Annotated in this window: 16 protein-coding genes; 6 read left to right on the top strand and 10 right to left on the bottom strand. The window is 67.6% G+C overall.

Annotated elements, in window-relative coordinates; genetic code table 11:
* The first annotated feature begins 47 nt into the window (after positions 1-47).
* Entirely contained in the window at positions 48-1739 is a 1692-nt protein-coding gene (locus tag ABIC44_RS11465; protein WP_354295533.1) for an alkaline phosphatase family protein, read from the top strand.
* A gap of 125 nt (positions 1740-1864) precedes the next feature.
* On the opposite strand, the gene ABIC44_RS11460 is transcribed toward ABIC44_RS11465, so the two are convergent.
* The 6 genes from ABIC44_RS11460 to ABIC44_RS11435 all read right to left on the bottom strand — a co-directional run bounded on the left by ABIC44_RS11460 (position 1865) and on the right by ABIC44_RS11435 (position 9250).
* Positions 1865-2461 (bottom strand): DUF1989 domain-containing protein, encoded by a 597-nt coding sequence (locus ABIC44_RS11460; protein ID WP_354295532.1) that lies wholly within the window; start codon positions 2459-2461, stop codon positions 1865-1867.
* Positions 2458-3177: a guanitoxin biosynthesis heme-dependent pre-guanitoxin N-hydroxylase GntA gene (gene gntA, locus ABIC44_RS11455; RefSeq protein ID WP_354295531.1), complete on the bottom strand. Its 720-nt coding sequence runs from the start codon at positions 3175-3177 to the stop codon at positions 2458-2460. The genes ABIC44_RS11460 and gntA overlap by 4 nt, the downstream gene beginning before the upstream one ends.
* 130 nt (positions 3178-3307) lie before the next feature.
* Positions 3308-5902, bottom strand: a complete 2595-nt coding sequence (metH, locus tag ABIC44_RS11450; protein ID WP_354295529.1) for a methionine synthase — start codon at positions 5900-5902, stop codon at positions 3308-3310.
* Positions 5903-6044: 142 nt separating this feature from the next.
* Positions 6045-7091 (bottom strand): homocysteine S-methyltransferase family protein, encoded by a 1047-nt coding sequence (locus tag ABIC44_RS11445; RefSeq protein WP_354295527.1) that lies wholly within the window; start codon positions 7089-7091, stop codon positions 6045-6047.
* Positions 7092-7349: 258 nt separating this feature from the next.
* Positions 7350-8291: a methylenetetrahydrofolate reductase gene (gene metF, locus ABIC44_RS11440; RefSeq protein ID WP_354295525.1), complete on the bottom strand. Its 942-nt coding sequence runs from the start codon at positions 8289-8291 to the stop codon at positions 7350-7352.
* Positions 8288-9250: an ArsR/SmtB family transcription factor gene (locus ABIC44_RS11435; protein WP_354295524.1), complete on the bottom strand. Its 963-nt coding sequence runs from the start codon at positions 9248-9250 to the stop codon at positions 8288-8290. The genes metF and ABIC44_RS11435 overlap by 4 nt, the downstream gene beginning before the upstream one ends.
* A gap of 125 nt (positions 9251-9375) precedes the next feature.
* Here ABIC44_RS11435 and ABIC44_RS11430 point away from each other — a divergent pair, with 125 nt between their 5' ends.
* The gene (locus ABIC44_RS11430; protein WP_309693246.1) at positions 9376-9753 is read left to right on the top strand and encodes a hypothetical protein; all 378 of its coding nucleotides are present in this window, start codon (positions 9376-9378) and stop codon (positions 9751-9753) included.
* Between the two features lie 181 nt (positions 9754-9934).
* On the opposite strand, the gene arfB is transcribed toward ABIC44_RS11430, so the two are convergent.
* Together arfB and ABIC44_RS11420 are read right to left on the bottom strand one after the other, a co-directional pair.
* Entirely contained in the window at positions 9935-10360 is a 426-nt protein-coding gene (gene arfB, locus ABIC44_RS11425) for an alternative ribosome rescue aminoacyl-tRNA hydrolase ArfB (RefSeq protein ID WP_354295522.1), read from the bottom strand.
* A 12-nt stretch (positions 10361-10372) separates the two neighbouring features.
* Positions 10373-11017, bottom strand: coding sequence for an RluA family pseudouridine synthase (locus tag ABIC44_RS11420; RefSeq protein ID WP_354295520.1), 645 nt, complete (start codon positions 11015-11017; stop codon positions 10373-10375).
* A 49-nt stretch (positions 11018-11066) separates the two neighbouring features.
* On the opposite strand from ABIC44_RS11420, the gene ABIC44_RS11415 reads away from it, so the two are divergent.
* A complete protein-coding gene (locus ABIC44_RS11415; protein ID WP_354295518.1) occupies positions 11067-11840 on the top strand; it encodes a M15 family metallopeptidase in 774 nt (257 codons plus the stop codon).
* Positions 11841-12248: 408 nt separating this feature from the next.
* On the opposite strand, the gene wrbA is transcribed toward ABIC44_RS11415, so the two are convergent.
* A complete protein-coding gene (gene wrbA / locus ABIC44_RS11410; protein WP_307103299.1) occupies positions 12249-12851 on the bottom strand; it encodes an NAD(P)H:quinone oxidoreductase in 603 nt (200 codons plus the stop codon).
* A 27-nt stretch (positions 12852-12878) separates the two neighbouring features.
* On the bottom strand, positions 12879-13610 hold the full coding sequence (locus ABIC44_RS11405) for a pirin family protein (RefSeq protein ID WP_307103297.1): 732 nt from the start codon (positions 13608-13610) through the stop codon (positions 12879-12881).
* A gap of 138 nt (positions 13611-13748) precedes the next feature.
* Here ABIC44_RS11405 and ABIC44_RS11400 point away from each other — a divergent pair, with 138 nt between their 5' ends.
* From ABIC44_RS11400 to ctrA, 3 genes are all read left to right on the top strand, one after another.
* The gene (locus ABIC44_RS11400; RefSeq protein WP_354295516.1) at positions 13749-14672 is read left to right on the top strand and encodes a LysR family transcriptional regulator; all 924 of its coding nucleotides are present in this window, start codon (positions 13749-13751) and stop codon (positions 14670-14672) included.
* Positions 14669-15763, top strand: coding sequence for an AI-2E family transporter (locus ABIC44_RS11395; RefSeq protein ID WP_307103293.1), 1095 nt, complete (start codon positions 14669-14671; stop codon positions 15761-15763). Before ABIC44_RS11400 ends, ABIC44_RS11395 begins: the two co-directional genes overlap by 4 nt.
* A gap of 100 nt (positions 15764-15863) precedes the next feature.
* The gene (ctrA, locus tag ABIC44_RS11390; RefSeq protein WP_307103291.1) at positions 15864-16565 is read left to right on the top strand and encodes a response regulator transcription factor CtrA; all 702 of its coding nucleotides are present in this window, start codon (positions 15864-15866) and stop codon (positions 16563-16565) included.
* Positions 16566-16928 lie beyond the last annotated feature (363 nt).

Here is a 16928-nt window from a genome sequence, read left to right as displayed (position 1 = left end):
TTCGCGTTCCATAGCGTCCCCGTCCACGCTTTGCACCAAGGTTGCCCATGAACTCCCTGACTGCCGCGCTTCTCGCCTCCGCCGCGCTGTTCGCCACCCCGGCGCTCGCCCAGACCGCCAGCCCCGTGCCGGGCACCGCGCCCGCCCCCGTCGCCACCCTGCCGGGCACGCCGCAGCCCCCCTTTCCCACCACGCCGCCCAAGCTGATCGTGGCGATCTCGGTCGACCAGTTCTCCGCCGACCTGTTCCAGCAATATCGCAACCACTTCACCGGCGGCATGGCGCGCCTGCTGACCGGCGCGGTCTTCCCCTCGGGCTATCAGAGCCATGCCGCGACCGAGACCTGCCCCGGCCACTCGACCATCCTGACCGGCTATCGCCCCGCGCATACCGGGATCATCGCCAACAACTGGATCGACCAGTCGGTCGGGCGCGCGGACAAGATCGTCTATTGCTCGGAGGACGAGCGCGTCGCGGGCAACGACCATAACAACTACACCGTGTCGGACATGCACCTGAAGGTGCCGACGCTGGGCGAGCGGATGAAGACCGCCGATCCGCGCGTCCGCACCGTCTCGGTCGCAGGGAAAGACCGCGCCGCCGTGATGATGGGCGGGCACAAGATGGACGAGATCTGGTGGTGGGACGGCAAGACCTATGTCTCCTATGCCGGACGCGCCGTGCCGCCGGTCGTGGAGCGCACGCGCAAGGCGGTCGCCGATCTGGTCGCGAAACCGCAGGCGCCGCTGCCGCTGCCCGGTTTCTGCAAGTCGCTCGACCGGCCGATCACGGTCGGCAGCCAGACCCTGGGCACCGGCCGGTTCCAGCGCGCGGCGGGCGACCTGAAGGCGTTCCGCGTCTCGCCCGCCGCCGATGCGGCGGTGCTGGCGATGGCGGCGGGCTTCGTTCAGGACATGAAGCTGGGCCAGGGTCCGCAGACCGACATGCTGTCGGTCGGCCTGTCGGCGACCGACTATATCGGCCATGCGCTGGGCACCCAGGGGGCCGAGATGTGCATCCAGATGGAGGAGCTCGACCGCTCGCTGGCGGGGTTCTTCGACGTGCTCGATGCGACGGGCGTCGACTATGAGGTGATGCTGACCGCCGACCACGGCGCGCACGACATGACCGAGCGGCAGCAGATTCGCGCCATGCCGATGGAAAGCCATATCGCGCCCGAGGCCAAGACCAAGGCGATGGCCGCCGTCATCGCGCAAGGTCTGGGCCTGTCCAACACCCCGCCGATCATGATGAGCGCGGAGGGCGACATCTATATCAACCGCGACCTGCCCGCCGCCACCCGCGCCAAGGTGCTGGCCGAGGCGAAGCGCCGTTACGAGGCGCTGCCCCAGGTCGCCGCCGCGCTGACCCGCGACGAGATCGCCGCGACGCCCTGGCCCACCACCCCGCCCGAGACCTGGACGCTGAAGGAGAAGGCGCGGTCCTCCTACGACCCGACGCGTTCGGGCGACCTGCTGATCCTGCTCAAGCCGCGCGTGACGACGATCGAGGAAGCCGCGCCCGGCTATGTCGAGACGCATGGTTCGCCCTGGGACTATGACCGCCGCGTGCCGATCCTGTTCTGGCGCAAGGGCATGGCCGGGTTCGAGCAGCCGCTGTCGGTCGAAACGGTCGACATCGCGCCGACGCTGGCGGCGACGATCGGCCTGCCGATACCGGGCGTGGACGGGCGCTGCCTGGACCTCGATCCCGGTGCGGCGGATACGTGTAAGAAGTAAGCTTGTTCCTCCCCGGCACGGGGAGGGGGACCGCCGCGAAGCGATGGTGGAGGGGTGTCCCCGCTGGCCGCGACACCCCTCCGTCAGCCCTCCGGGCTGCCACCTCCCCTTACAGGGGAGGAATGTCAGGGGCGCTCGACCCTATATTCGATCGGCTTGAAGCTCCCCCCGTTCGACGCGGGTGCGGAACAGGCGGTCAGGCCGATCACCAGATCCATATGCGCCACGAAGCGGATATGGTCGCCGGGTCCGCTGAGCGGTGGCAACACCTCCAGCTTGCCGGTCGTCCCGTCGACCGGCACGTTCATGAAACAGTTGAACGCCACCGGAATCCGGTCGGGCACCACCCCGAAAGGCGCCAGCGCCGCCGCCAGATTGCCGAAACATCCGCGATGGCGCGGCAGGTCGGGATAGAAATGGTCGAACGTGTCGACCGAGCAGGGCGTCAGCAGGAAGTCGTGCATCCCCACCGTATCCGCGACGATCTCCAGCATCACCCGCGATCGGTTGGAATAGAGCTTGTGCCCGGTGGTCAGCCGGATCGTCTCGGCATAGTCGAGCGTCCGGCCCGACGAGATCACCTCGTCCAGATCCTCCGCGTTGAAGGCGAGCAGATCGGCGACCTGTCGGCCCCGCGGGTCGATGACGGTCAGGCTGTCGCCCCTGGCCATGCGAAAGGCGTCGCCGCTACGGGGCGGAATTTCGACCGTCGTCGCGCTCATCGCCCGGCCCCGGCCTCCGTGCCCGCATAGTGGAAGGGACAGCGCCAGCCCTCCTCCACCGCGCGACCGCTATATTGCCGGGCCTCGCTCATCTCGCCATGGCGCGCCAGCATCGGGTTGCGCGATCCCGCCAGCGCCTCGTCGCGGACCATGATCTTCTCGCGCATCCCCTCATATTTGCCTTGGGCGCGCAATATCTCGAACTGGTCGTGCAGGTTGAAGATCATCGCGGGGCGCGGGAAGCGCCGCGCAGGGCGGCTGGCGTTGGGATGCAGCCCGACGACGAAGAACGCCTCGCCGCCGAAGGACAGCGAGAAATGCGGGTCTTCCGGGTCGGCGCTGACCCGTTCGTCCCAGTCCTGCCCCAGCCAGACATCCTTGTCCGACAGCGACTGGATCCGCGCCCAGATCGCGCGCTCGAACGCGGCTTCGTCTAGCTGCTCGGGCCCGGCGAACACCACCGCCAGGCTGCGGAACAGCTGCGGCTCGGCACGATAGCGTTCGGCGAAGCGCCGCAGCCGGTCATGGATGCGCAGATCGTCCCAGGCGCTGGCGATGTCGCGCGCGCCCAGGATATCCAGCGTCCCCCGCGCCATCGCCGCCTTGGCGCCGACGCAAGGGAAATCCGCTGCCGCGATATGCGCACGCAGCAGCTCGGCCGATTGCGGCTCGCTGGGATCGTGCGCGGGGAAAAGGCTGCTTCCGGTTTTCGACATGGGATGCCCCAACGCGACGCGATGGGCAGCGTTCCCAAAAAGCCTTTATATCCTATGTGATTAGCATCGACTACTCGCTCGCCTTGATAATAATCAAGATCAAGCCGTCAGGAATGGTGGAACGCCCCGATCAATCGAGATTGGGGCGCAACCACCGGGTCGCCTGCGCGACATCGACCCCGCGCCGGGTCGCATAGTCCGCCACCTGGTCCTCGCCGATCCGCGCGACGCCGAAATATTCGGCTTGGGCGTGCCCGAAGTAAAAGCCGCTGACCGCCGCCGTCGGCAGCATCGCGAAGCTGTCGGTCAACTCCAGCCCGACCGCGCTTTCCGCCCCCAGCAGGTCGAACAGCGTCCGCTTGATGCTGTGTTCGGGGCAGGCGGGGTAGCCCGGCGCGGGGCGGATGCCGCGATATTGCTCGCGGATCAGCGCCTCGTTGGTCAGCTGCTCGCCCACCGCATAGCCCCACAGGTCGGTGCGGACATGCGCATGGAGCCGCTCGGCGAACGCCTCGGCCAGACGGTCGGCCAGCGCCTTGAGCAGGATGTCGTTATAATCGTCATGCCCCGCCCGGAAGCGTTCGATATGCGCGTCGATGCCATGGATGCCGACCGCGAAGCCGCCCATCCAGTCGCCCGCCGGATCGATGAAGTCGGCCAGGCACATATTGGCGCGGCCTTCGCGCTTGGCGATCTGCTGGCGCAGGAAGGGGATGCGGGTCTCCACGCCATCGGCCGTCAGGATCACATCGTCACCGTCGCGGCGGCAGGGCCAGAGCGCCGCCACGCCCCGCGCGGTCAGCCACTTCTCGGCGATGATGGTGTCGAGCATGGCCTGCGCATCGGCGTAGAGGCCGCTGGCGCTCTCGCCGACCACCTCGTCGGTCAGGATGGCGGGGAAATTGCCCGCCAGTTCCCAGGCGCGGAAGAAGGGCGTCCAGTCGATATAGTCGCGCAGGTCGGACAGGTCCCAGTCCTGATAGACATGCACGCCCGGCTGCCTGGGCTCCCCGGCTTTCAGCGCCATGTCCGCGACGAAGCCGCGCGCGCGCGCTTCCTCCAGCGGCAGCAGGGCATTGGCCCCCTTCCCCTCGCGCGCCTTGCGGACGGCTTCGTAATCGGCGGCGACCTGCGCGACATAGGGGTCGCGCTGGGTGTCGGACACCAAAGTCGTCGCCACGCCGACCGCGCGGCTGGCGTCGAGGACGTGCACCACAGGCCCCGAATAGGCAGGCGCGATGCGCAGCGCGGTATGGACCTTCGACGTCGTGGCCCCGCCGATCAGCAGCGGCATGGTCATGCCCGCCCGCTGCATCTCTTCGCCCACCGTCACCATCTCATCCAGCGAGGGGGTGATCAGGCCCGACAACCCGATCATGTCGGCGTCATTCTCGTTCGCCGCCGCGATGATCTTCGACCAGGGGACCATGACGCCCAGATCGACCACCTCGAAGCCGTTGCACTGAAGCACGACGCCGACGATGTTCTTGCCGATATCGTGCACGTCGCCCTTCACGGTCGCGAGCACGATCTTGCCCTTGCCCTTGGCGCCCGGCTCCTTCGCCGCCTCGATGAAGGGCAGCAGGTGCGCGACCGCCTTCTTCATGACGCGGGCGGACTTCACCACCTGGGGCAGGAACATCTTGCCCGAGCCGAACAGGTCGCCGACGACGTTCATCCCGTCCATCAGCGGGCCTTCGATCACCTCGATCGGCCGCGCAAAGGCTTGGCGGCATTCCTCGGTATCGTCGACGACATGCGCGTCGATGCCCTTGACCAGCGCATATTCCAGCCGCTTGGTGACGGGCAGGCTGCGCCACTCGGCGGCCTGCTTCTCGGCCACCGCATCGGTGCCGCGATAACGCTCGGCCAGCGCCACCAGACGCTCGCCCGCTTCCGGGTCGCGGTTGAGGATCACATCCTCGCAGGCGGTGCGCAGTTCGGGGTCGATCGTGTCGTACACGTCGAGCTGGCCCGCATTGACGATCGCCATGTCCATGCCCGCCGGGATGGCGTGGTAGAGGAACACCGAGTGCATCGCACGGCGCACCGGCTCGTTGCCCCGGAAGCTGAACGACAGGTTCGACAGGCCGCCCGAGATATGGACGTGCGGACAGCGCGCCTTGATCTCGCGGCACGCCTCGATGAAGTCGACGCCGTAATTGTTATGCTCTTCGATGCCGGTGGCGACCGCGAAGACATTGGGATCGAAGATGATGTCCTCGGGCGGGAAGCCGATCCCCATCAGCAGCTCATAGGCGCGCGCGCAAATCTCGACCTTGCGGTCCTTGGTGTCGGCCTGCCCCACCTCGTCGAACGCCATGACGACCACCGCCGCGCCATACGCCATGCAGCGGCGGGCATAGTGGAGGAACGCCTCCTCGCCTTCCTTCATGCTGATCGAATTGACGATCGGCTTGCCGCTGACGCATTTCAGCCCCGCCTCGATCACGCTCCATTTCGAGCTGTCGATCATGATCGGCACGCGCGCGATGTCGGGCTCGGCGGCGATCAGCTTGAGGAAGGTGGTCATGGCGTATTCGGCGTCGAGCAGCCCTTCGTCCATGTTGACGTCGACCACCTGCGCGCCATTCTCGACCTGGCTGCGCGCCACCTCCACCGCGCGGGTGTAATCGCCCGCCAGGATCATCTTCTTGAACGCCGCCGATCCGGTGACGTTGGTCCGTTCGCCGACATTGACGAAATTGGTGGAGGTGTTGGTCATATCTCGATCTCTATTCCTCCCCTTTAAGGGGAGGTGGCAGGCCGAAGGCCTGACGGAGGGGTGTCGCGCTATCGAGAGGGGGGACACCCCTCCACCATGCTCCGCATGGTCCCCCTCCCCTTACAGGGGAGGAATTATGGGGTCAGGCCGCCATGGTGAACGGCTCCAGCCCGGCGAGGCGGGTGACGACCGGCGGGGTCGGGATGGTGCGGGGCTGCATGCCCTTCACCTTGTCCGCGATCGCCTTGATATGCGCAGGGGTCGAGCCGCAGCAGCCGCCCAGCACATTGACCTGCCCCCCGACCGCCCATTCGCCGACCAGACCGGCGGTGGTGACGGGCGCCTCGTCATAGGCACCCAGTTCGTTGGGCAGCCCGGCATTGGGATAGATCATGATGAGCGTGTCGCAGATTTCGCTCAGCGTCTTCACATGCGGACGAAGCTGCTCCGCGCCGAACGAGCAGTTCAGCCCGATGGTCAACGGCCTGGCATGGCGCACCGCGTGCCAGAAGGCCTCGACCGTGTGGCCCGACAGGTTGCGGCCCGACAGATCGGTCAGCGTCATCGACAGCATGATCGGGATGTCGCGGCCCAACGCCTCGCCCGCCTCGATCGTCGCCATGATCCCGGCCTTGGCGTTCAGCGTATCGAACACCGTCTCGATCAGGATGAAGTCCGCTCCGCCCTCGACCAATGCGTCGATCTGCTCGCGGTACACGTCCTTGAGATAGTCGAAGTCGATCTCGCGGTAACCCGGATCGTTGACATCCGGCGACAGCGACAGCGTCTTGTTGGTCGGCCCGATCGCGCCCGCGACGAAGCGGGGGCGGCCGTCCTTCGCGGCGAACTCGTCGGCGATGCGACGGGCGAGCTTGGCGCTCTCGACATTGATCTCACGCACCAGATGCTCCGCGCCGTAATCGGCCTGGCTGATCCGGTTGGCGGAGAAGGTGTTGGTCTCGGCAATGTCCGCCCCCGCCTCGAAATAGGCGCGGTGGATGGCCTCGGGCACCTCGGGCTTGGTCAGCGCCAGGATGTCGTTATTGCCCTTCTGGTCGTGCGAGAGGCCCAGCGTCCCCGCATAGGCCGCCTCGTCCAGCTTCCAGTTCTGGATCTCGGTGCCGAACGCGCCGTCGGTGATCAGGATGCGCTTGGCGGCTTCGGCCAGGAAGGTTTCGCGGGTCGTCATCGTCTTGCTCCTGCTCTGGCGAGCGGTTGTTCGTCTGGTTCGGGTGCGCCGCAAGCGTCACCGCCTGTGGCCCTGCCCTCCCCCATCCCCTCCCGCCTGCGGGAGGGGCGTGCCTGGGTCGTGGGTTATGCGCTGTCGCCGACCCCGACCCTCGAATTCATCACTCCCCTCCCGCAAGCGGGAGGGGCCGGGGGAGGGAAAGCCACGAAGCGACACGGCCCGCCGCATCGCCTCCGCCCTACCCCCGAAGGGTTAAGATCACGCCGCCGCGACCGCCTCGGCCTTCTTCCCCCGCACGCCCAGCAAATGGCTGATCGCATAGGCCAGCTCGGCGCGGTTGAGCGTGTAGAAGTGGAACCCCTTCACCCCGCCCGCATAGAGGCGGCGGCACATCTCGGCGGCGATCGTGGCGGCAACCAGCTGGCGCGCGCCGGGATGATCGTCCAGCCCCTCAAACAGACGGTCCATCCATTCGGGGATCGCCGCGCCGCACATCGCGGCGAACTTGCGGGTCTGCGCGACGTTGGACACTGGCAGGATGCCCGGCACGATCTCGGCGGTGATCCCCGCCGACGCCGCTGCATCGCGGAAGCGGAAATAGGCCTCGGGCGAGAAGAAGAACTGCGTGATCGCGCGGTTGGCGCCCGCATCGATCTTGCGCTTCAGATTGTCGATATCCGCCTTCTGATCCGCCGAATCCGGGTGGCATTCGGGATAGGCCGCGACCGAAATCTCGAACGGGTGCAGCTTCTTCAGGCCCGCGACCAGATCGGCGGCATTCTCATAGCCGCCGGGATGGCTGACGAAGCGCGCGCCCTCGGCAGGCGGATCGCCGCGAAGCGCGACGATATGCCGCACGCCCGCCGCCCAATATTCCTGCGCGACCTGGTCGATCTCCTCGCGGGTCGCCTCGACACAGGTCAGATGCGCGGCGGCGTCCATCGTCGTCTCGCGCTGGATGCGCGCGACGGTCGCATGGGTCCGCTCGCGGGTCGAGCCGCCCGCGCCGTACGTCACCGACACGAAGCGCGGGTCCAGCGGCTCCAGCGTGCGGATCGCGTCCCACAGCTGCGCGTCCATCTTCTCCGTCTTGGGCGGAAAGAATTCGAAGCTGACCGCGATATCGCCGCCCACATCGGCGAACAGCGGCTCCTCATGCGCCAGCGCGGCCTCGGCCCGCGTCAGGATCGTGTTCGTCATGCCGCCTTCACCCTATTCGTCTCGACGGGCCGAAGCCCCTTCTTCACACCCAGCCAGAGCTTGACGGTCAGTTCGCCGCCCTCCAGCGTCTCGGTCCGCGCCAGCGTCAGCGCGGCGGGGCCGAACCAGCCCGCCATCTGTTCGTCGGCGAAACCCAGGCGGCTATGCGCCGCCTTCTGCCGCAATTCCTCGCGATCATGCGGCGCGAAGTCGGCAATCAACAGCCGCCCGCCCGGCCCCAGCACCCGCGCCGCCTCGGCGATTGCCGCGCCCGGTTGCTGCGCGAAGTGCAGCACATGGTGCAGGATCGCGATATCCGCCGCGCCGTCGCCCATGGGCAGCGCATAGAGGTCCGCCTGCCGCAACTCGGTATTGGTGCGGCCGTGCAGCTTGGCGCGGGCCAGCCGTAGCATCTCCGACGAGCGGTCGATGCCCAGCGCCGAGTCCGCCCGGTCGCCGAACAGCTCCAGCATCCGCCCGGTGCCCGTGCCGATATCGATCAGCGCGCCCAGATCGCCCTCGCCGATCAGGCCCGCCATCGCCTCCTCGATCTCGCTGTCCGCGACATGGAGCGATCGGATCGCATCCCACTCGCCCGCATGATCCTCGAACCAGGCCGCCGCGCTCGCCGCCCGGTCGGCCCGCACCGCCGCCAGCCGCGCGACATCGGCGACCATCCAAGGATCGGGCGCCTCTGCCGTCCAGCGATCGAGCGCCGCCATCATCGGCTCCACCGCCTCGCGATCGCCCAGCGCGACGAAGACCCAGCTGCCCTCCTTGCGGCGCTCGGCCAGTTCGGCATCGACCAGGATCTTCACATGGCGGCTGACCCGCGGCTGGCTCTGGCCCAGCACCTGCGCCAGTTCGCCGACCGACAGCTCCATCGACCGCAGCAGCGCCAGGATGCGCAGCCGCGTCGGATCGCTGAGGGCGCGAAAGATTTCGAGCGCATTGGCCATGGATCACGATATAAAGATATCTTTATATGCGGTCAACGGAGCGAACAGATTTCGGCCGACACGGACCCGAAACGGATAATCTGCGTTGGCACGCCGATCAAATGATGAAAACGGGAGTGTTTGCGATGAAGAAGGCCCTGATCCTTGCCCTGACCGGTGCCGCCGCCTTGTCGCTGGCCGCGTGCAGCGAGAACGCCCAGCAGCAGACCGAGCAGGCCGCCGACGCCATCGGCTCGGACGTGAAGGCGACGACGCAGAATGCCTCGGACGATGTCGAGGCGGCGACCGCACGCGCGCTGAACTCGGCCGAGAATGCCATGGACAAGGCGGGCGACAAGCTGGACCGCGCCGGTGACCGGGCCGCGGCGCATGCCGACCGCGCGGGCGACAATATCGACCGTGGCCTGGACCGGGCGGGCGACAAGATCGAGCAGGGCGCGGACAATGCCCGCCAGGCGACCGGCAACGCGCTGGTCCGCGCGGGCGAGGATGTCCGCCGCTAAAGGGTTCGCCCTTCGGCAATGGGAAGCGGGTCGGCGATCAGTTCGCCGGCCCGTTTTTCTTTGGGCGAGCGGTTCGCGTGGCCTTCGACTTCGCTCAGGCTGAACGGACGTTGGAATATGGGGCCACAAACCCCTCACGCCGTTCAGCCTGAGCGAAGTCGAAGGCCACGCCCCGACGCTTTCAATCGAACCGCACCTTCCCCCGCCCCGCCTTCACCTGCGCCCGCCCCTTTTTCGCATCCACCCGCCGGGTCTGGGATGCCCGAGTCGGTTTGGTCGGACGGCGCGTCTTGGGCACGATCGTCGCCTCGCGGATCAGGTCGATCAGCCGCTCGCGCACCTCGCGCCGGTTCATCTCCTGCGACCGGCTGGCATCGGCGCGCAGGGTCAGCACGCCGTCCTTGCTCAACCGCTGCCCCGCCAGCACGGCCAGCCGCATCTTCACCGCCTCCGGCAAACTCGGCGAGCCGCCCACGTCGAAGCGCAGCAGCACCGCGCTGTCGGTCGTGTTGACATGCTGCCCGCCCGGCCCGGAGGCGCGGGTGAAGCTCTCGGCGATCTCGCGCTCGTCGATCGCGATGGCGCGGGTGACGGGGATCAGCGCCATCGCCGGTCCGCCCTAGTCGCGAAACGCGCCGAAGCGTTCGGGCAACGGGGCCTCCGCCGTGATCGGGTCCTTGGCCTCGCCGCGCGGCAGCGTCAGGCTGGCGGCGTGGAGCAGCATCCCCCCCGCCTCGCCCGCGCCATACACGGGATCGCCCACCACCGGCGCGCCGAGGCCCGTGGCGGCATGGACGCGGATCTGATGCGTGCGGCCGGTTTCGGGACGGAACTCGACCAGCGTCCGCCCGCCCTCATGGCGCAGCGCGCGCCAGCCGGTGCGGGCCGCCTTGCCCGCCGGATCGGTGACGATCCGCCAGCCATCTTCGCGCGTCGAGACCTTGGCCAGCGCCAGGTCGATCATCCCTTCGCCCTCGACCACGCCGTTCAGCACCGCCAGATAGCGCTTCTCGACCAGCCCGGCCTCGAACGCCTGCTGGAAGCGGGCATGCGCCTTGGGATTGCGCGACAGCAACAGGCAGCCGCTGGTGTCGCGGTCCAGCCGGTGGACCGCGGTCGGCCAGCGCTTGAACCCGAATTTGAGCGATTCCAGATGGTTTTCGAGGCTGATCGACCCGTTACGGGGCCGATCGACAGGCAAGCCCGCCGGTTTGTCGATCACCAGCGCTTCGCCGTCGATGAATAGAACGCGATCTCCGTGCATGCCGCTCCCTTGCCACCGTGCGCGCCGACATGCCAGAGGCGCGCGCGTCATGCCGACCGCCCCCGCCCTTTTACTGCGCTTCCTGGCGCTGCTGACGATCGCCGCGATGCCCGTGACGGCACGGGCGCAATCCTGCGACGGCGCGCTGCCGCCGCCCGGCCCCGACGGCCGGGTCGCGGGGCATTTCGCTTATGGCGATGCGCCGCCCGAGGACATCGTGCCCGCCCCGGCAGGCTTCGGGCTCAAGCCCTATTGCCGCCTGCACCGGGCGATGATCCCCGATCTTCAGCGACTGCTCGACGCGGCCCGCCGCGATCCGTCGGTGGGGGGCACGCTGCGCGGCCTGTCCTGCCACCGCGAGGTCGCGCGCCAGCGCAACGTCTTCTGCCGCGACCGCAGCGTGTCCGCCGCCGAGCGCGTCGTCTCGGTCGCGCCTGCGGGGCATAGCGAGCATGCGACCGGCTATGCGCTGGACTTCGCGGTCCGCCCGGCCAAGGGCTGCCCCGATGCCGAGGCCTGCATGGCGGCGACCCCGGCCGCACGCTGGCTGATCGCCAACGCGCCGCGCTTCGGGTTCGAGATGAGCTTCCCGGCGGGCAACAGGCAGCGGGTGAAGTGGGAGCCGTGGCACTGGCGCTGGGTCGGCACCAGTCCGACCGAACCGGGCGCGGCACAGGCGCGGGCGGTCTTCGCCAAGGCACGCGCGCAGTTCCCCGCCGATCCGGGCGTGCGCGATCCGTTGAATGTGGTGGTCACGAGCCAGCCGCCGGTGCCGGTGGCGGCTCCGCCGGTGCCGGTGAAAACGAAGGGCAAGCGGCGATAGGGGTTTCCCGTGGCCTTCGACTTCGCTCAGGCAGAACGGGGTTTGGTATCCAGCCCAGTTCCCCAACCTCCGTTCAGCCTGAGCGAAGTCGAAGGCCACGCCCGGCACCAAAAACGGGGGCACCCTTCGGCACCCCCGTCCCCAGGTCGGATCGATATTAATAATCGCTTCTTCCCTCTCCCCTGGACAGGGGAGAGGGATAGCGGAGCTTGCCAGCCTGCTGGCTAGCGCAGCTTGGGTGAGGGTTGAGCGAGCCCAAAGGCTCGCGCGCTCGCTTCGCGAGCGCCCACCCCTCACCCAGCTCCGACTAAGCCTTTGCTTTCGCAAAGGCCAAGTCTGCGCAACCCTCTCCCCTCTGCGAGGGGCGAGGGAAGGAAAGGCATCGCCGAATGCCGGTCGGCCCTGAAATCAACCGAACAGCTTGGCCGCCGTCTCGGCGATGCGCTTGCCCTGATAGCGGGCGCCGTCCAGATCGACCTGGCTGGGCTGGCGGCTGCCGTCGCCGTCCGCCAGCGTGGAGGCACCATAGGGCGTGCCGCCATGGACTTCCTTGACGCCCATCTGTCCCTGGAACCCATAATCCAAGCCGACGATGGTCATGCCGTGGTGGATCAGGTTGGTCAGGACCGAGAACAGGGTCGTCTCCTGCCCGCCATGCTGGCTGGCGGTCGAGGTGAAGGCGCCGCCGACCTTGCCGACCAAGCCGCCGCGCATCCACACGCCGCCGGTCGTGTCCCAGAAGGCCGCCATCTGGCTGGCCATCCGGCCATAGCGGGTGGGCGTCCCGACGATGATCGCGTCATAATGGGTCAGTGCGTCGGGGCCCTCGATCTCGGGATGCGCGGTGTCGGTCTTGAAGTGCGCCGCGGCGACCACTTCGGCCGGGGCGGTCTCGGCGACGCGGCGGATGTCCACCTCGGCACCGGCCGAGCGTGCGCCCTCGGCGATGGCGTCGGCCATCTGCTCGATATGGCCATAGGACGAGTAATAAAGGACCAGAACCTTCGCCATGTGAAATACTCCCTTGGGTAAATGGAATTATTCGGAATCGACCAGAACGATCTCGGCATCCTCGATGGCGGTGATCGTCACCGTCCGGCCTTCCGCATCGCCCGACAGCGCCGCACCATCGCGTGCCGCGAACGGCACACCGTCGATTTCGATCCGTCCGGTGGCGGGGACGAGATAGGCGTGACGCCCCGCGCCCACCCGGTGCTCGACGCTTTCCCCGGCGCGCAGCGTCGCGGCCAGCACGCGGGCATCGGCGCGGATGCGCAGCGCGTCGCCGTCATCGTCGAAGCCGCTCGCCAGCGTCACGAACCGGCCCGACCGCTCGCCCTTGGGAAAGGGCTTGGCACCCCAGCTCGGCTGGCCGCCACGGCTGCGCGGCTCGACCCAGATCTGGAAGAGCGTCGTCGGCTCGTTCTCGAGATTATATTCGGCGTGGCGGACGCCCGACCCGGCGCTCATCACCTGCACGTCGCCCGCTGCGGTACGGCCGACATTGCCCATCGAGTCCTGATGGGTGATCGCGCCGGTGCGAACATAGGTGATGATCTCCATGTCGGCATGGGGATGCGGCGGGAAACCGGCATTGGGCGCGATGACGTCGTCGTTCCACACCCGGATCGCGCCCCAGCCCATGCGGGCGGGATCATAATAGCTGGCGAAGGAAAAATGATGCCGCGCGTCCAGCCAGCCATGATTGGCATGGCCCAGGCTTTCGAAACTGCGACGGTCGATGCCCTTCTCGGCGGTAATGGCAGTCATGGAATTTCTCCCTTGGATGCTCACAAGATAGGGCCGAATAGGATCGCGTAAACGGAAACGCTGGAAACCGATCGTTTCCACGTTCATTGTAACGCGGAGCCGATCGCCGATGGTCGCGCGAAGGGGCAAGGGAAAGCGATGCGTCTGCCGGATCTGGAGGCCTGGGCGATCTTCGCCGCCGTGGTCGAGCATCGTTCGTTCAGCGCCGCCGCCGATGCCATCGGGCTGTCCAAGGCGACCGTGTCCAAGGCGATCACCCGGCTGGAGGCGCAGCTCAACCAGTCGCTGTTCCACCGCACCTCGCGCCGCCTGGCGCTGACCGAGGCGGGCAAGCCGCTGGCCGAGCATGCCTCGCGCATCCTGGCCGAGGCGCGCGCCGCCGAGGAGGCCGCGCGCGACGCCGCCAGCGCGCCGGCGGGCCGCATCCGGCTGGCCGCGCCGATGTCGTTCGGCGTCACCAACATCGCGCCGGTCATCGCCGACTTCCTGGCGCGGCATCCGGGGATCGAGATCGAGCTGAGCCTGTCCGACGCCAAGGTCGATATCGTCGCGGAGGGCTATGACATCGCGCTGCGCATCGCCGACCTGCCCGACAGTTCGCTGCGCGCCCGGCGGCTGTGCGGCATCTCGACCCATGTCGTCGCCTCGCCCGGCTATCTGGCCGAACATGGCACGCCGCGCCATCCCAACGAACTGGGCGAGCATCGGCTGCTCAGCTATTCCAACGTCACCGGCCCCTGGCGTTTCCGCCATCCCGGCGGGGCCGAGGTGTCGGTGCGACCGCAGGGTCCGCTGACCGCCAATAGCGGCGACGCGCTGGTCCCCTCGGTGGTCGCCGGGCTGGGCATCGCGCGGCTGCCGGGCTTCATCATCGGGCCGCACATGGCCAGCGGGCGCGTCGTGCCGATCCTGGAGGACTGGACCCCGCCGCCGATCGGGCTGCATCTGCTGACCCCGCCCAGCCCCTTGCGTCCCGCCCGCGTCGAGGCGCTGATCGCCTGGCTGGCCGATACGGTGCGCGATCCCTGTACCGTGGCGCGCGAACGGGAGGCGGTGCGATGAACCGGCTGCGCCCCGACGACAGCGATGCGCGCTTCATCCGCCGCATCGTCCTGACCCTGCTGGTCCTGGGCATCACCGCCGCCCTGTTCCGCGCGGGCGACCTGCTGATCCTCGCCTTCGGATCGGTGCTGGGGGCGATCGTCATCCATGCGATCGCCGACCTCTATGCCGACCACCTGCCGATCGGGCCGAAGCGATCGCTGACCCTGTCGGTCGCCACGGTGCTGGCGGTGCTGGGGTTCCTCGCCTGGTTGTTCGGAGTCGCCTTTCGCCAGCAGCTCAACACGCTGGTCACGCAACTGCCGATCCTGATCGACCAGCTCGCCGCCTGGGCGTCGCAGTCGCCGGTCGGGGCCAAAGTCGTCGATGCGGTGCGCGCCGCCTATGCGGGCAGTCGCGTCGCGCAGGATATCGGCGGCATCGTGTCGGGCGCCGGGGAGTTCGTGCTCAACTGCCTGCTCCTGCTGGTCGGCGCGCTGTTCTTCGCCGCCGATCCCAAAATCTACGAGCGCGGCTTCCTGCTGCTCGTGCCCCGCTCGATGCGGTCGGCGATGGAGGATGCGCTGTTCGACACGGGGTCGACGCTGCGCCTGTGGCTGCGCGCGCAGCTGATCCAGATGACGACGATGGGGGTGCTGGTCGGCGTCGGGCTCGCCATTGCGGGCGTACCCTCCGCCGCCGCGCTGGGGCTGCTGACCGGCCTCAGCGAGTTCGTGCCCTATGTCGGGCCGATCGCCGCGATGCTGCCCGCGCTGGGGCTGGCGGCGCAGGGGGGCAACGGCGCGATCATCGGCACGCTCATCACCTTCGCGGTCGTCCGGCTGGTCCAGACCAACGCGATCACCCCCTTCGTCACCAGCCGCGTGGTCGCCATCCCCCCGGCGGTCACGCTGTTCGCGATCATCGGCATCGGCACGATCTTCGGCCTGTTCGGGCTGTTCTTCTCCGCCGCGCTGCTTATCGTCGCCTTCACCCTGATCCGCAGCCTGTATCTGCGCGAAGTGCTGGGCGAGGATATTCCGCGCGTCGAACACCAGACGCTGCTGGGACCCGGTGCAAGGCTGAAGCCCGACGACAATGTTCCGGGTTAGGACCGAATTAACCTTTTACGTTCACTGCTGCATTGGTTAATGTTTAGAATACCAGTCGCCGGGGCACAGGGGGCGACATTTCCGCGAATGGGGACAATCGATGCGCGTATTGCTGATCGAGGACGAACCGACGACCGCCAAGGCGATCGAGCTCATGCTCGGCAGCGAAGGCTTCAACGTCTATACCACCGATCTGGGCGAAGAAGGCCTCGATCTCGGCAAGCTGTATGATTACGACATCATCCTGCTCGATCTGAACCTGCCCGACATGCATGGCTATGACGTGCTGAAGCGGCTGCGCGTCGCCCGTGTCTCGACCCCGGTCCTGATCCTGTCCGGCATCAACGAGATGGACTCGAAGGTGCGCAGCTTCGGCTTCGGCGCGGACGATTACGTCACCAAGCCGTTCCACCGCGAGGAACTGATCGCGCGCATCCATGCCGTGGTCCGCCGCTCCAAGGGCCATTCGCAGTCGATCATCCGCACCGGCAAGCTGGCGGTCAATCTCGACGCCAAGACGGTCGAGGTCGACAGTGCCCGCGTCCACCTGACCGGCAAGGAATATGCGATGCTGGAGCTGCTGTCGCTCCGCAAGGGCACGACGCTGACCAAGGAGATGTTCCTGAACCATCTCTATGGCGGCATGGACGAGCCCGAACTGAAGATCATCGACGTCTTCATCTGCAAGCTGCGCAAGAAGCTGAGCCTGGCCTGCGAGGGCGAGAATTATATCGAGACGGTCTGGGGCCGCGGCTATGTGCTGCGCGAGCCCGACGAGGGCGAACAGGCCGCCGTCGCCTGATCGACCCGGTTTCGGAAATGCAGAAAAGGCCGGTTCGCGGGGGCGGACCGGCCTTTTTCGTTGCCTGGGTGTCGCGTGGCCTTCGACTGCGCTCAGGCTGAACGGCGTGAGGGGATGCATCAAACCCCCGTTCGGCCTGGGCGCAGTCCAGGTCGGATCGACATTTAGGATTGCGTCTTCTTCCCTCTCCCCTGGACAGGGGGAGAGGGTTAGCGAAGCTTGCCAGCCTGCTGGCTAGCGCAGCTTGGGTGAGGGGTACAGCGAGCCCAAGGGCTCGCGCGCTCGCCAAGCGAGCGCCCACCCCTCACCCAGCTCCGACTAAGCCTTTGCTTTCGCAAAGGCCAAGTCTGCGCAACCCTCTCC

It is taken from the genome of Sphingomonas sp. 1185 (genome assembly GCF_040544655.1).
Classification (GTDB): domain Bacteria; phylum Pseudomonadota; class Alphaproteobacteria; order Sphingomonadales; family Sphingomonadaceae; genus Sphingomonas.
The sequence above is the reverse complement of the archived record's forward strand: the minus strand, read 5'-3'. Positions and strand labels throughout refer to the sequence as shown.